Below are 15,241 nucleotides of genomic sequence, written 5' to 3'. Positions count from 1 at the left end.
GTTCAGGCCGCGATCAGGGGCCGCTGGTCCTCGGGAATCAGCGGAAAGCGGTCACACACAGTATAGACGAACTTCGCCAGTGCCGGCAGATGGTGGCCGACGATGGGAATGCCGGTATTCAGCAGGCTGACGGAAATATCCCTGCCCGCATCGGCCCAGCACAGCTTATTGATCAGACCGATGTGTCCGAAGGCATAGCGACTCTGCTGCCCCCACAATCCGAACGGATTGCCCCCGAGCATCATACCCGCGCTGAAACGCATGGGAATCATCATGGTGCGGTCGATCTGGAGCGAACCGAACTGTTGAATAGAGCGCCGAATGGTCATCTCGCTGCAGATGCGTTTGCCGTTCCAGACGCCGCCATTCAGCATCATCTGGAAGAAGCGCCCCATCTCCTCCGCGGTACCACAGAGATTCCCTGCCGGAATCACCGCCTCCTGGAACCGGGGATCGTTGATCACCTGCTCAACGGTGTGAATGTCACCACCCAGTGCCCGGTTCACAATCCAGGACACCGGAAAACGCGGTGTCGGACCGGTTGCGTAATTGGTGGCCAGATCGTTGACCTTGTCCGCTGCAATTCCGTAGGTGAACCAGCGCATGCCCATGGGCTGGCGCAGGTGGCGGTCCAGGAAATTCTCGATGGTGTCGCCGGTCACTTTTTCCAATACCCGCTGCAACACGAACCCGCCGGTAATGGCGTGATAGGCCACCTTGGAGCCATCGACTTCCACCGGTTTGGCATCGCACAGAATCTTCCAGATTTCGTCCCGGTTCCACAGCACATCAATGGGGGTTTCCCTGGGGATGGCCGGAATCCCGCCGCGATGGGAGAGGATCTGATGCACCGTGATGGTGCGCTTGCCATTGGCGGCAAACTCCGGGCAATAATAGGATACCGGATCCATCAGGTTGACCAGCCCCTGCTCCGACAACATATGCATCAATAACGCCGTCACGGCTTTCGACGCAGAGAAATAGCAAATGGGCGTATCCGTGGTCATCGGCACCTGAACAGCGTTTGTCGGCTCGTGGGGGCCGTTTCCGGAGGCGTGGCCGAGGGCACGGTGGAGTATCTGCTCACCCCGGTGGCGGACGGACAACTGGATACCGGGATGGACGCCGGTACGGTAGAGCCTCTCCACACTGTGCCAGATGTCTTCCACCACCTGGGGGTCGACGCCGGCGGCCTGCGGATTCTCTCCGTTGGTGTCACGAAAGGTGATGGCGGACAGGTCCTTGGGGACCGGGCAGGTGTGCAGTGCTCGACGGGCAATTCGATTCATCGCTAAGCCTTGGTTCAGGTTGCTGTTTCTATTTCATGATCAACGCTGGCCAGAGCCGGAACATTGGCCGGAGGGCGGTTGCGGGAATGTCAGTCTTTCCAACCGCGACTGTCAGGGATTATGGGCTTCTTCCGCAAACGACACCATAACCTTCGGTCTTCCAATGCATTCCCGACGAAACTCACCTAAAGTGGTTAAAAACAAAAACCCGATTCTTAATCCGGAATCCTGTCCGGACTTTTGACCGGAAATGAGGTAAGCCTTGGTTCTGACCCTGCCCGCGACACTGTCCGTTTTCGCTTTATCCATCGCTGTGATGGCAGCGGCGTTATGGTGGTACAACCGCCAGGAAAAACATCGTCTCAGCCAGTTGATTCAGGATCAGTACTCAGCCATTGAAGCGATTACCCGGCAAGCAGCGCTGGAGGACAAGCTCAATGAGATCTGTTACCTGATCGAGCATCAGGTGAGCGGGGCCATGTGCACCGTAATGCTGGCCAACGAGCAGAGAACCGCCCTGTCCGTATGGGCCGCCCCGAGTTTTCCCGCTGAATTCCGCACTGCCCTGGAGGCGATGCCGATTGAGGACAATGCCGGCGCCTGTGGCTCGGCGGCTTTCCGCCACCAGCCAGTGATGATTGCAGACATGCGACAGGACGAACGCTTTGTGCCTTACACGGAGCTGCTGAATCAGTACAAACTGGTGGCCTGCTGGTCCTTTCCCATTATCGCCGACAACGACGATCTGCTGGGCACCTTTGCCGTCTACTTTCACCAGCGGAGAAGCCCTAACAAGCGGCAGACCCGCCTGATTGAGCGCACCCGCCACATGGTCAGCCTGATGCTGGAACATCACAACCAGCGTATTCAGAGGGAGCATAACGAGCAGCATTTCCGGTCCCTGTTCACCCACAATCCCGACGCCGTGTTTACCCTGGACCTGGACGGGAAGTTCATCCAGTTCAATCAGGCCGGCAGCGACCTGATCCACTATTCCGAGGCGGAAATTCTCGGGCAGAACTACGAAGCGCTTGTTCCTCCCGAGGACATCGAGCGCACGCGCGAGCATTTTGAACGCGCCAAAGAAGGGGTGCCGCAACGTTATGAGATCAAGGTATTCCAACGCTCGGGGGGTATGCTCGATATCGATATCACCAACATGCCCATTATCGTCAATGGCAAGGTCACGGGGATTCATGGCGTTGCCAAGGACCGAACGGAACAGAGGCGGACGGAAGCCCGCCTGAGATTGCTGGAGCGTGGGGTGGAAGCTTCAGCCAACGGTGTCACCATCGCCGATGCCAGGCAGCCGGGTTATCCCCTGATCTACGCGAACCCGGCCTTCGAAACCATAACCGGATACACACGTGAGGAAATTCTGGGTCGCAGCTGTAGCCTGCTGCAGGGCCCCGCCACTGGAGAATCGGCAAAAAACCGTATTCGGCAAAGGCTTTCCGAATTCCGCGAAGTGCATACCTCCATCCTCAACTACCGCAAGGACGGCACGACGTTCTGGAACGATCTGTACATCGCTCCGGTGCGCGATAATCGCCAGGAAGTCACCCACTTCGTCGGGGTGCAAAACGATATCAGTGCCCGGGTAAAGCAGGAGGAAAACCTGGCGTTTCAGGCCAGCCATGACGCCCTGACCGGTTTGCCCAACCGGATCTACCTCGAAGCGCACCTTGCCGAGATTTGCCAGCAAACTCTCGACAAGGGGCAATCCATCTATGTCATGTTTATCGATCTGGACGGATTCAAACCGGTCAATGACAGCCTCGGCCATCACTTTGGCGACCAGATCCTGGAGCAAACCGCCCGCCGGCTGGCGGATGCATCGCCAACCGGGGCCACGCTGATTCGCTTTGGCGGTGACGAATTCATCGCCCTGGTGTCGGCGACGGACGACAGCGTTCACCTCAATCAGGTGGCAGAAAATATCCTTGCCCAGTTCGCCCAGCCCTTCCAGTACGACAGCGTCGAGGTCACCCTGTCCGCTGCCATCGGCATCGCCGTCGGTAAAGAGGCCCTGCCGCATGCCATGTTACTTGTCCAACAGGCGGATATGGCCATGTACCAGGCCAAGAAACTGGGCGGCAACACCTGGCAGTGGTTCAACGACGGCCTGAACAAGCACGCCCAACACGAGGTAACGCTGCGCCAGCAACTGCAGGAAGCACTAACCCTCAATCAATTCCAGCTGTTCTACCAGCCGCTGTTCGGCAACGATCTCGAGATCATTGGCGTGGAGGCGCTGATACGATGGAAACATCCTACCCGCGGCTTCATTTCTCCCGCCGAGTACATTCCCCTGTCGGAACGTACAGGTCAGATTATTCCCATCAGCGAGTGGGTCATGGCGGAGGCTGCCGGAATGATTTCACGGCTTGCGGAGCTGGGAGTACCCAACATCGCCATCAACCTGTCACCGCTGCAGTTCCAGCGCCATCGACTGGTGGAACGAATAGCGCAACTGATTGATCTACATGGAATCGAAAAGGGACGGCTGTCTGTGGAGATCACCGAAAATGTTTTCCTCGACGACCCCCAGGGAGCCATCAAACAGCTGCGGGAATTACAGAACCTCGGCGTGGTGGTCGCCATCGATGATTTCGGAACGGGTTTTTCCAGTTTGAGCTACATGCGGGATATGCCGGTCGACAAGATCAAGATCGATCGCACTTTCATCAACGGCATAACCTCCAGTCACCGGGATGCAGCAATTACCCGGGGCACCCTGTCCATGGCTCATGAGCTGGGCATGGACGTTGTCGCCGAGGGGGTGGAAACCGAAGAACAGTTCAACACGCTCAAATCCTTCGGCTGCACCAGCTACCAGGGATTCTGGTATTCGCGCCCACTGTCATGGGAAGATTTGCAGGACTTCACCCGTTCACGGACTAGCGGAGCCCCAATCCAATCATGACACCAGGCATCAACGCTGCAAAAAAGGCGAAAATCAGCCACCGGATTCACGAATACCACCATGACCCCGCCAGCGAATCGTTCGGTACCGAAGCTGCGGAGAAGATGGGAGTAGACCCGGCAAGAGTCTTCAAAACTCTCGTAGTCGCCATTGATGGCAAGGACCTGGCCGTTGGCGTGGTGCCGGTCACCGCCATGCTGAGTATGAAGCTGGTTGCCAAAGCGGCTGGAGGCAAGAAAGCCACCATGGCCGACAAACAGGATGTCCAGCGCAGCACCGGTTACGTTCTCGGCGGCGTCAGCCCCCTGGGCCAGAAAAAACGGCTCAGGACTTTTATTGATGACTCTGCCCAGCGTTTCGACACCATCTACATCAGCGCCGGCCGCCGCGGCCTGGAAATCGAACTGTCACCGGAGGACCTGGCCAAACTGACCACAGCACAGTTCGCGCCCCTACAAGCCTGAAGGCCCCCACCCCGGGACCAAGCACCCATCAGGCAGGCTACGAAACCTCAACTCCCAGCCATAAAAAAACCGGGCAGCCTCACAGCCACCCGGTTTTTCTTCAAGCCCGGCCGTTACTTCACAGAGTCGCGAGCTTCCGCCAGGATCCTGTTCAGGGTTTCACTCGGCTGCATCACCGCGCAAACCTTGTCCGCCGGCGGGTGGTAGTAGCCACCGATATCCGCAGGGTGACCCTGAATCACGCTCATCTCTTCCAGAATCGTGTCCTTGTTCTCTTCCAGCTGTTTGGACAACTTGCCGAAGAACTCCTTCAGCTCCTTGTCGCTGTCCTGTTTGGAAAGCTCTTCCGCCCAGTAACGGGCCAGATGGAAGTGAGAACCACGGTTGTCCAGCTCACCGGTCACGCGGGACGGAGACTGGTTGTTCTCCAGCAGGCGCTCGGTGGCCTTGTCCAGGGTCTGGCCCAGCAGGCGCGCGCGCTCGTTGCTGTGCTTCTCCCCCAGTTCATCCAGGGAAACCGCGATCGCCAGGAATTCACCCAGTGAATCCCAGCGCAAGTGGTTCTCCTCCAGCAACTGCTGCACGTGTTTGGGCGCGGAACCGCCGGCGCCGGTTTCGTACAGGCCACCGCCGTTCAACAGCGGGACGATGGACAGCATCTTGGCGCTGGTGCCCAGCTCCAGGATCGGGAACAGGTCGGTAAGGTAGTCACGCAGCACGTTACCGGTGACGGAAATGGTATCCAGGCCGCGAATCAGGCGCTCCATGGTCCAGCGGATGGCGCGAACCGGAGACATGATATGGATATCCAGCCCCTCGGTGTCGTGGTCTTTCAGGTAGGCCTGAACCTTCTTGATCAGTTCAGCATCGTGGGCACGCTCGTCGTCCAGCCAGAACACCGCCGGCATACCGGTGGCACGGGCACGGTTAACGGCCAGCTTGACCCAGTCACGGATCGGCAGGTCCTTGGTCTGGCAGGCGCGCCAGATATCGCCTTTCTCGACCTTGTGTTCGGTCAGCACGGTGCCATCTTCGGCAACCACGCGCACCACACCGTCATCCTTCATTTCGAAGGTCTTGTCGTGGGAGCCGTATTCTTCCGCCTTCTGGGCCATCAGACCCACGTTCGGCACGGTACCCATGGTAGTGGGATCAAACGCGCCGTGGGTCTTACAGAAGTTGATCACTTCCTGGTAAATGGTCGCGTAGGTGGACTCAGGCATGACCGCCTTGGTGTCCTTGAGCTTGTTGTCCCGGGCCCACATCTTGCCAGAATTACGGATCATCGCCGGCATGGAGGCGTCAACGATAACGTCGCTCGGTACGTGCAGGTTGGTGATGCCTTTAACGGAATCCACCATAGCGATTTCCGGACGGTGCTCGTAGCACGCGTGCAGGTCTTCCTGGATCTGCTCCTGCTTGGATTCCGGCAGTTGCTTGATCTTCTCAACCACGCTGGAAAGGCCGTTGTTCGGGTTGACGCCAATCTCGTCGAACAGTTCACCGTACTTGTCGAACAGATCCCTGTAGAAAACCTTCACCGCGTGACCGAAGACGATCGGGTGGGAGATTTTCATCATGGTGGCTTTTACGTGCAGGGAGAACATGACGCCGGTCTTTTCACAGTCTGCAATGGCATCCTCGAAGAACTTGATCAGCGCCTTCTTGCTCATGAACATGCCGTCCAGCACTTCGCCTTCCTGCAGCGGCAGGTCGGCCTTCAGAACGGTCTGTTCGCCTTTGCTGCTCTCGAATACGATGCGAGCATTGGTGGCCTTGTCCAGGGTGACGGACTGCTCGTTGGAGTAGAAATCACCACCGCGCATATGAGCCACATGGGTGCGGGAAGCCGGGCTCCACTCACCCATGGAATGGGGGTGTTTACGGGCAAAGGCCTTGACCGCGGTCGGTGCACGACGGTCTGAGTTGCCTTCCCGAAGCACCGGGTTGACGGCGCTGCCGAGTACTTTGGCGTAACGGGACTGGGCTTCTTTCTCTTCGTCTGTCTCAGGGTGTTCCTTGTACTCGGGAACCTTGTAACCCTGTTCGTTCAGTTCCCTGATGGCTGCACGCAACTGCGGGATGGAGGCAGAAATGTTGGGCAGCTTGATGATGTTGGCATCAGGATCGTTGGTGTACTCACCCAGCTCCGCCAGGGCATCGGGAACTCGCTGGTCTTCTTCAAGGTAATCCGGAAATGCCGCCAGAATACGCGCCGCCAGGGAGATGTCGCTGGTTCCGAATTCGATGCCGGCCGGCTTGGCGTAGGTTTCAAGGATGGGAAGAAGTGAGCGTGTGGCGAGAGCTGGCGCCTCGTCAGTCAGGGTGTAGATAATCTTGGTTTTGGATGTTGTCATTTTCGTCCTCAGGCTAGAGTGTGAGTTCAGGACGGTCATGGCGGGGTCAGGTGTCTTGTGAACGCCCAACCTGAGCAATGACTGATACGGGAACTTTTGATAGGGCTACTAAGATACCATTTTTTCGCGGATTTTGGGTACGATCTTAGTATAACAACGGACTAAAAATGCGCTAAAACCTGTTACAGGGCGATGAAAAGTCTGGAATTTACGAAACTTTCGGACATCAGGGTTGGGGATTTGGGGGCTCGGAGGATGGTCGGGGAAGTTTCCCAAAAACGGAAAGCAGGGATTTCCTGAGCGCTGTGGGGCGCGGAGGGTGGGCGGGGGGAGGGCCCCCAAAAAAAAAACGGGTTTCCCCCCCGAGTAGGGCGGGGGGAAGTCCCAAAACGGAAAGCGTGGCTTCCCTGACTGTTTTGGGACTTCCCCCGGCCATACTCCTTGATGCACTGTTGGAATTTCCTCCTGGAACCGTAGGTCGGATTACGCCTTCGGCAGCAAATTCGCCTCCGCCAGGCACTCGCGGATCTGATCAAGCGCCTCTGGATTGGCCAACGCGTCGCGGTTGTCGCTGCGAGCGGAGCCGTTGATCAGTCTCGCGACGGCCAGTTCCACTTTCTTGCCGCTGCGGGTGTAGGGAATGTCCGGCACGGTGATCACGTGCCTGGGCACGTGCCTCGGGCTGGCGCCTTCGCGGATGCGGGTTTTCAGGCGTTTGACCAGTTCTTCCCCGAGGCTATCGCCCTCAGCCGGAACCACCAGCAGCACCACTTCCACGTCGCCGTCGATCTGGCGGCCGATGACCAGGCTGTCTTTCACCGCGGCTTCGGTTTCTACCTGGCGGTAGATTTCCGCCGTGCCGATGCGGACACCGCCCGGGTTCAGGGTGGCGTCGGAGCGGCCGTAGATGATGGCGCCGCCGTGTTCGGTGAATTCGATGAAGTCACCGTGGGCCCAGACACCGGGGAAGGTATTGAAGTAGGCGTCGCGGTAACGCTCGCCGTCTGGATCCTGCCAGAAGCTCACCGGCATGGAGGGCAGCGGCTGGCGGCAAACCAGTTCGCCACGGCCTTGACTGACCGGTTGGCCGTCGTCGCCATACGCCACGGCGTCCACACCCAGGAAGCGGCACTGGATTTCGCCGCGGCGCACGGGCAGCAGCGGGGTGGCGCCCACGAAGCAGCCGCAGATGTCGGTGCCGCCGGCGATGGAGCCGAGCAGTACGTTGGGGGCGCCGTCGCTGTAGACCCAGTCGTAGTCTTCCGGCAACAGCGGTGAGCCGGTGGAGAAGACGACGCGAAGGGCGCTCAGGTCGAAGGTTTTCGCCGGCGCCAGTTCGGCCTTGCGGCAGCCGGCAATGAAGCGGGCGCTGGTGCCGTAGTGGGTGACTTTTTCGTCAGCAACCACCTGCCATAGAAAGCTCAGATCCGGGTAGCCGGGGGAGCCATCCACGGTGATCACCGCCGCACCGGTCAGCAGGGCGGAGGCCTGCCAGTTCCACATCATCCAGCCGCAGGTGGTGAAGTAGAGAAAACGATCTTGCGGCCCCACATCGCCGTGGAGCATCAGTTCCTTGGCGTGGTTGACCAGCAAGCCAGCGGCGCCGTGAACGATGCACTTGGGTTTGCCGGTGGTGCCGGAGGAATACAGGATGTAGACCGGATGATCCGGGGGCAGCGGCGTAAAGGAAGGCGCCTGGCCGGCACCGAAGGCGAGGGCATCGTCCCAGGTGGTGACGCGCTCGCCAGCGATGGGGGCTTCATCCGGCAGCTGCTGGACGCTGACCACGCATTTCAGCGATGGCAGGCCGGCAATGAGCTCGGCAAAACCCTGCTGGCGGGCAAATACCTTGCCGCCGTAGCCATAGCCGTTCACCACGATCAGCGCCGCAGGTTCAATCTGGCCGAAGCGGTCAAGAATCGCGCCGACGCCGAAATCGGGAGACGCGGAGCTCCAGATCGCGCCCAGACTGGTGGCTGCCAGCATGCCAACCAGGGCTTCGTAACCGTTGGTGACTACGCCGGCAACGCGGTCACCCTGCTGGATGCCCTGATTGCGCAGGAAGGCTTCGAGGGCGCCGGTGTCGGCCTTCAGTTCGGCATAACTGCGACGCAACACCGGTCGGGTTTCGCAATAGGCAACGACCGCTTCGCTATCGGCCTGCTCGCCATCCGCCAGGCGCAGCAGGTTGGCGGCAAAGTTCACTTTCATGCCCGGGAACCATTCGGTGCCCGGCATGGCGCGGCTGCCCAATACTCGCTCCGCCGGGGTGTCACTGACCAGGCCGCAATAGTCCCATACCTTCGCCCAGAAGGTGTCCAGCTCGTCGATGGACCAACGGTGCAGGGCGTGGTAATCGTTAAAAGGTCCGAATCCCTGATCTTCCAGCCACGCCTTGAAGCGGGCCATCCGGCAGTTGGTCAGGGTGTCTTCCGAGGGTGACCAGACCACCGGTGATTGTTCTGTATTGCTCATCCGTCTCTCCTGCTGATTACTGCATGTGCCAGCCGTGGCTGACGACAATGGATTGGCCGGTCAGGGCTGCAGACGGGAAGGCAGCCAGATGAACGGCCAGTTCGGATACATCCTCTAGAGTCGTGAACTCTCCATCCACGGTATTTTTCAGCATCACCTTGCTGATGACGTCTTCCTCGGAAATGCCCAGTTCCTTTGCCTGCTCTGGAATCTGTTTGTCCACCAACGGGGTGCGGACAAAGCCCGGGCAGATGATGTTGCTGCGCACGCCATGCTCTGCACCCTCTTTGGCAACAGCACGGCACAGCCCCAGCATACCGTGTTTGGCGGCAACATAGGGTGCTTTCAGGGGCGACGCTTCCAGTGAATGCACCGACCCCATATACAGCATGATGCCGCCGCCGGAGGCGTACATCTGGTTGAGGGCAGCGCGGGTGACCAGGAACGCACCGTCCAGATGCACACTCATCACTTTGCTCCAGTCCGCAAAAGCCAGCTTGTGCACCGGGTCGATATGCTGGACACCGGCGTTGGCAACGGCAATGTCCAGACCACCCCACTGCTCGACAATGGCGGCTACGCCCTCGTCAACGGCCTGCTCATTGGTGACATCCATTGCCAGCGCCATGGCTGTGCCACCGCTGCCTTCTATTGCCTGAACGGTGTCGCGGGCGCTTTCCAGGGTCAGGTCGGCAACCGCGACCTTCGCGCCCTCACGCCCATAGTGTTCGGCAATCGCCCGGCCGATGCCACGGCCGGCACCTGTCACCAGGGCAATCCGGTTTTCCAGACGCATGATATTTTCTCCTTAGTCGTAAGCCACACTCGGCAGCCAGGTCGCGATTTCCGGTACCAGGAACACGATGGCCAGAGCTACAAGCTGAATAATGATGAAGGGTATGACGCCCCTGTAGATGTCCATCACGTCGATTTCCGGCGGCGCCACACCCTTGATATAGAACAGTGCAAAACCGACCGGCGGCGTCAGGAACGACGTCTGCAGGCACATGGCAAAGAGGATGGTGAACCACACCAGATCGAAACCCAGCGTTTGAACCACCGGCGCCACCAGCGGCAGAATGATGAGGGTGATTTCAACCCAGTCCAGGAAGAAACCCAGCAGGAACACCGCGAACAGAATGGTCAGAACCACGCCATAAGGTCCGAATGGCAGCCCCAGTAGCGCGTCTTCGATTACCTGGTCGCCACCAAGCCCCCGCAGTACAACAGAGAACGCCGTTGCACCCAGGAAAATGGCAAAGATGAAAGCAGCCGTGCGGGTTGTCTGCTCCATCGAGGATCTAAGCACTTTCACGCTCAGTCGGCGTGACAACAGCGCCAGTACAAGGGCGCCAAGGGCGCCAACACCGGAAGCCTCCGTGGGCGTGGCGATACCGGCAAAGATGGAACCCAGCACGCCGAGAATCAGCGCCGCTGTGGGCACCACTGCCTTGGCCACTTCCCAGACGATGCTCCAGGAGACTTTCTCGGTGCCCGCCGGCACTGGGGCAATATGTGGCTGAAACAGAGGACGGATCATCACATAGGCGACGTACATGGCGCCCAGAAGCAGACCGGGCAGGAACGCACCCATGAACAGATCACCCACGGATGCCTCTGGAACCGCCAGCCGGTCGGCCATCAGCACCAGCATGATGGACGGGGGGATCAGTATTCCCAGGGTACCGGTGGCGCAGGCAGTGCCCACGGCAAAACCCTTGTCGTACTTGTTCTCCATCATCACCGGCAGGGAGAGCATCCCCAGCAGCACCACGGACGCCCCGATGATACCAGTGGTGGCCGCCAGCAATACGCCAATGACAACCACCGTTACAGCGTATCCACCACGAACCGCACCAAAGAGTTTTACCATGCTGTTCATCAGTTTTTCGGCAACGCCGGACTGATCGAGCATGATGCCCATGAATATGAACATGGGCAGAGCGACAAGGGTCTCGCTGTTGACGACATCCCATATTCGCTCGGGGACAAGTCCCATTGAAGACTGATAATCAAACCAGAGGTTAGCGCCGAAATTTTCGACGGCGATGACGCCAATCAGCGTCCAGATTACGGCGGTACCACCCAGCACCCAGGCGACAGGATAGCCCGTCATCAGCAGCGCCCCAAAGGTGAGGAACATGCCGATTACAAAAAGTGTTTCAAGCTCCATCAGGACGCATCCCCTTTCTTGTTACTCCCGGACTCGATCCGGATGGGCTTCGGAAAGCCAAAAAGCAGTGCGGTTACTTTCAGCAAGCGGGATAATGCAGCCAGGGTCAGAAGAATAAACGACAATGCCACGACGCTCTTGAGAACCCAGCGATAGGGAAGCCCGGCGGGTGCCTGACTGGTTTCCCCCTGCTGCCAGGAGCTATGGGCGTAGGGGATCATCTCCCAGACTGCCAGCCCGAGAAACGGCAGCAACAGGAACACCAGCCCAAACAGTTCAACCCATCCCTGGCCCCTGAGGGACAGGCGTTCATGAATCACATCCACTCGCACGTGGCCATCAACGACCAGTGTGTAGGCCAGCCCCAACATCCAGCCTGCGCCAGCCAGGTGCCACTGGACTTCTTCCAGGGTTACAGAACCCGCGCCGAAGGCATAGCGACCAACGACCGCGTAGATAATCACGCCGGTAATCACTAACCAGAGCCAGGAAGCACTCTTGCCGATCGCGGAAATCACACGGTCCATACCCTGACTGACCCAGGTTGTGGGCAACTCCGTGTGATGATGAAGAATTTGGTCGGTATCGGACACCGATGGCCGCCCACTCTGCGGTGAGCCTTTACCAGACACCGTCATACAGCAGTTCCTCGCTCAGAAAGCCGATTGTGAAACAAGGATGGCCCCGAAGGGCCATCCAGACTTTGTCGGAGAGTACCGGAAGCAGGCCCGGTCTCTCAGGATCGGCCCGGGATCCTTACAGGTCCGACGGAACGTAGGCGCGTGTATCCCAGATCTTGTATGTTTCCATAAACTCGTTCTGGCTTTCATAAACGCGCTTGAAGTCGGCATCCTTGGACGCTTCTTCTTTCAGCACTTCCTCGGTGACCGCTTCCAACTCTTTCAGAACGTCACGGGGGATCTGGTCGGCCTGGACGCCCTTGTCCTGGAACTCGGCCAGGACCTTGCCATTCTTGTATTCACCCTCGGCCAGGCCAAGCGTTGTAGCAGCAGTACAGGAGGCCTCAACCAGCGCCTTCTGTGCCTCAGTGGTTTTGTTCCACTGATCCCTGTTGATCAGCATGTACTGGGCGGTGAACTGCTGGTGCCAGCCCGGGAACAGGTTGTACTTGACCACCTGGTTGAAGCCGAGGATCTGGTCGATGGCGGGCATGGAGAATTCGGTGGCATCGATGGTGCCTTTTTCCAGCGCTTGGTAGAGCTCACCACCGGGCATCATGGTGACGGAGGCGCCCAGTTTCTCCAGAACCTTGCCACCCAGACCCGCGAAGCGAATCTTCAGGCCTTTGTAGTCTTCCAGCGTTTCGATGGGTTCCGCATACCAGCCCGCTGTTTCAGGCCCGATAATTCCGCACAGTTGGGCGTGCACGTCGAAGCCCTTATTGGCATAGACTTCCTGCAGCATTTCATGACCGCCACCGTAGTAATACCAGGCAGTGTAGGCCCAGGGCTTCATGCCGAAGGGTACGGCTGCAAACAGAGGAATCGCAGGTACCTTGCCCTGGTCGTAACCAATCCAGGTGTAACCTGCTTCAACCTTGCCATCGGAAACGGATTGCAAGATATCGAATGGGGGTACCAGCTTACCGGGCTCGTAGACGCGAACCTGGATGCTGCCGTCGGAAGCGGTGGTGAGGTTTTCGGCAACCCAGGCGGCAGGTGAACCCAGGCCCGGTAAGTTGGTGGCAAAGGCAACAGGCATTTTCCAGCGAAGGTCGTCTGCGAACGCCGATCCTGTGGACAGGGCGATCGCACCGGTGATTCCGGCGAGAGCCTTGAAGAGTTTCATTGGCATGTCTCCTAGCATTGTTGTTTTATCCGGCCGCCGGTTCTTGACTGACGGTCCTAGTCTGATTGTAGTCAGACATCGCAGAGAACGAGACAGACAATAAATATTGTGGGTCCAACGTTGAGCGCCAGTCTTGTTTTCCGCGTTGTTCTGACGTCCTGCATCGAAGATTTAGCAGATGCCGTGCCAGTCACAGGAAATATTCTAAAATCAGCACTTTAGGATAAATCGATAGAAGGGAGGAAAACCGAACTGTCCGTAAATCAGGACACATTAATACCTATGTCGTACGTAGTTGTCCTGATCACCGAACAAGCGTCCGGAAATCAGGACATCCTGGCAAGCTTTTCGTACAAAACGGAGCGAGAGATACCCAGAAGCTTGGCTGCCCGGGTGCGGTTTCCCCGGCAGGCCACCAGTGCGGACTCGATGGCCTGAGCTTCCGCCTCAGCCATTACCTGCGCCAACGGTCTCACCGGCCGGGGGGAGAGAGAAAATTGCGGGCGTGATCCGTTACGGGGCAGCACCTTGAAGATGGCATCGGCATCAAGCAGCCCGTTGTCTTCGCCCATGGTAAGCGCCCGTTCCAGCACGTTCCTGAGCTCACGAATATTGCCCGGCCAGTCATAGCTTCCCAGTGCCGACACTGCGGCATCGGTAATCTCACCGCGTATTTCCAGGCCGTCACAGATGTCTTCCAGCAAGGCCTCGCACAACACACCGAGATCCGCCAGCCGTTCTCTCAGGGGAGGAATCGGAATTTCCAGAACATTGAGCCGGTAATACAGGTCCGAGCGGAAGCTGCCTTCGGCCATCATGGTTTCCAGGTTGCGACTGGTTGCAGCAATGACACGGACGTCGACTGACACCACCTTGTTGGAGCCCAGGGGTTCAATCTCGCCTTCCTGCAGCGCCCGCAACAGCTTGGCCTGCAACGCCAGCGGCATATCGCCCACCTCATCCAGGAACAGGGTGCCGCCGTTGGCAAGCTGGAACTTGCCATCGCGGGTACGGCGATCAGCGCCGGTATAGGCGCCGGGTGCCACACCAAAGAACTCCGCCTCCAGCAGGTTGTCGGGGATGGCGGCCACGTTCACCCCCACGAAGGGCTTGTCCGCACGGCCGGATACCGTGTGAATGGCCTGGGCCAGCACTTCCTTGCCGGTGCCGGTCTCGCCCAACAGCAACACCGGCATATCCCGACCGGCGGCCAGCCGGGCACGGCGCTTGACCTCCAGGGCCGCCGGACTCGCGCCCACGAAATCCCCCAGGCTGTAGCGGGTGCCACGGGCTTTTTTTGCCAGCGCCTTTCGGGCCGCAGCCAGGTCCTGGTGCAGACGCCGGAACTTGCTAACCAGCGGCGTCAGCGGCTGCAGGTCGTCGTAGAGGACAAAGGCCACCGCGCCGACAATCCCGCCGTCTTCATCAAAGAATGGCAGGCGGGTAACCACAAACTGCTGGTTCTGGTGTTCCATGATATCCAGCAGCAGCGGTTTCCCGGTCTCCACCACCTCGGGCATGCGGGTGTGGGGAATCACATCCCGCACGAACCGGCCGATTACCTCAGACGGTTCCTTCAGCCCCAGCAATCCGGCATAGCTGGCGTTGATCCAGGTAATCCGGCTGTCACGGTCCACGGCGATTGCCCCGGCACTGGCCTCCTCGAACATCGGAATAAGAGCTTCGGTAAGTTCTCGGGTCAGGCCTTTCTTTTTATTGTGGGCAAATAGCTGTGTCATGTACCGGTT

General features: G+C 58.7%; 10 protein-coding genes. 2 read left to right on the top strand and 8 right to left on the bottom strand.

What is annotated here, in order from left to right; translation table 11 throughout:
- Positions 1 to 2: 2 nt before the first annotated feature.
- On the bottom strand, positions 3 to 1,289 hold the full coding sequence (locus ACQUWM_RS13165) for a serine hydrolase domain-containing protein (RefSeq protein ID WP_428922463.1): 1,287 nt from the start codon (positions 1,287 to 1,289) through the stop codon (positions 3 to 5).
- Between the two features lie 262 nt (positions 1,290 to 1,551).
- Between ACQUWM_RS13165 and ACQUWM_RS13160 the strand changes: the two genes are divergently transcribed.
- Together ACQUWM_RS13160 and ybaK are read left to right on the top strand one after the other, a co-directional pair.
- Entirely contained in the window at positions 1,552 to 4,215 is a 2,664-nt protein-coding gene (locus ACQUWM_RS13160) for an EAL domain-containing protein (protein ID WP_428922462.1), read from the top strand.
- Positions 4,212 to 4,679, top strand: a complete 468-nt coding sequence (gene ybaK / locus ACQUWM_RS13155) for a Cys-tRNA(Pro) deacylase (RefSeq protein WP_428922461.1) — start codon at positions 4,212 to 4,214, stop codon at positions 4,677 to 4,679. Before ACQUWM_RS13160 ends, ybaK begins: the two co-directional genes overlap by 4 nt.
- Positions 4,680 to 4,792: 113 nt before the next feature.
- On the opposite strand, the gene ACQUWM_RS13150 is transcribed toward ybaK, so the two are convergent.
- From ACQUWM_RS13150 to ACQUWM_RS13120, 7 genes are all read right to left on the bottom strand, one after another.
- On the bottom strand, positions 4,793 to 7,036 hold the full coding sequence (locus ACQUWM_RS13150; RefSeq protein ID WP_428922460.1) for an NADP-dependent isocitrate dehydrogenase: 2,244 nt from the start codon (positions 7,034 to 7,036) through the stop codon (positions 4,793 to 4,795).
- A gap of 483 nt (positions 7,037 to 7,519) precedes the next feature.
- A complete protein-coding gene (locus tag ACQUWM_RS13145) occupies positions 7,520 to 9,511 on the bottom strand; it encodes an acetoacetate--CoA ligase (RefSeq protein WP_428922459.1) in 1,992 nt (663 codons plus the stop codon).
- A gap of 16 nt (positions 9,512 to 9,527) precedes the next feature.
- A complete protein-coding gene (locus ACQUWM_RS13140) occupies positions 9,528 to 10,307 on the bottom strand; it encodes a 3-hydroxybutyrate dehydrogenase (RefSeq protein WP_428922458.1) in 780 nt (259 codons plus the stop codon).
- Between the two features lie 12 nt (positions 10,308 to 10,319).
- Entirely contained in the window at positions 10,320 to 11,684 is a 1,365-nt protein-coding gene (locus tag ACQUWM_RS13135; protein ID WP_428922457.1) for a TRAP transporter large permease, read from the bottom strand.
- Complete coding sequence (locus ACQUWM_RS13130) at positions 11,684 to 12,322, bottom strand: TRAP transporter small permease subunit (RefSeq protein WP_428922456.1); 639 nt, start codon at positions 12,320 to 12,322, stop codon at positions 11,684 to 11,686. The genes ACQUWM_RS13135 and ACQUWM_RS13130 overlap by 1 nt, the downstream gene beginning before the upstream one ends.
- A 118-nt stretch (positions 12,323 to 12,440) precedes the next feature.
- Positions 12,441 to 13,493 (bottom strand): TRAP transporter substrate-binding protein, encoded by a 1,053-nt coding sequence (locus ACQUWM_RS13125; RefSeq protein WP_428922455.1) that lies wholly within the window; start codon positions 13,491 to 13,493, stop codon positions 12,441 to 12,443.
- Positions 13,494 to 13,819: 326 nt separating this feature from the next.
- Positions 13,820 to 15,232, bottom strand: coding sequence for a sigma-54 interaction domain-containing protein (locus ACQUWM_RS13120; RefSeq protein WP_428922454.1), 1,413 nt, complete (start codon positions 15,230 to 15,232; stop codon positions 13,820 to 13,822).
- Between the last annotated feature and the right edge of the window lie 9 nt (positions 15,233 to 15,241).

It is taken from the genome of Marinobacter sp. DUT-3 (genome assembly GCF_050379435.1).
Lineage (GTDB): Bacteria > Pseudomonadota > Gammaproteobacteria > Pseudomonadales > Oleiphilaceae > Marinobacter.
Note: the sequence above shows the minus strand (reverse complement) of the source record. Positions and strands in the feature narration are given on the sequence as shown.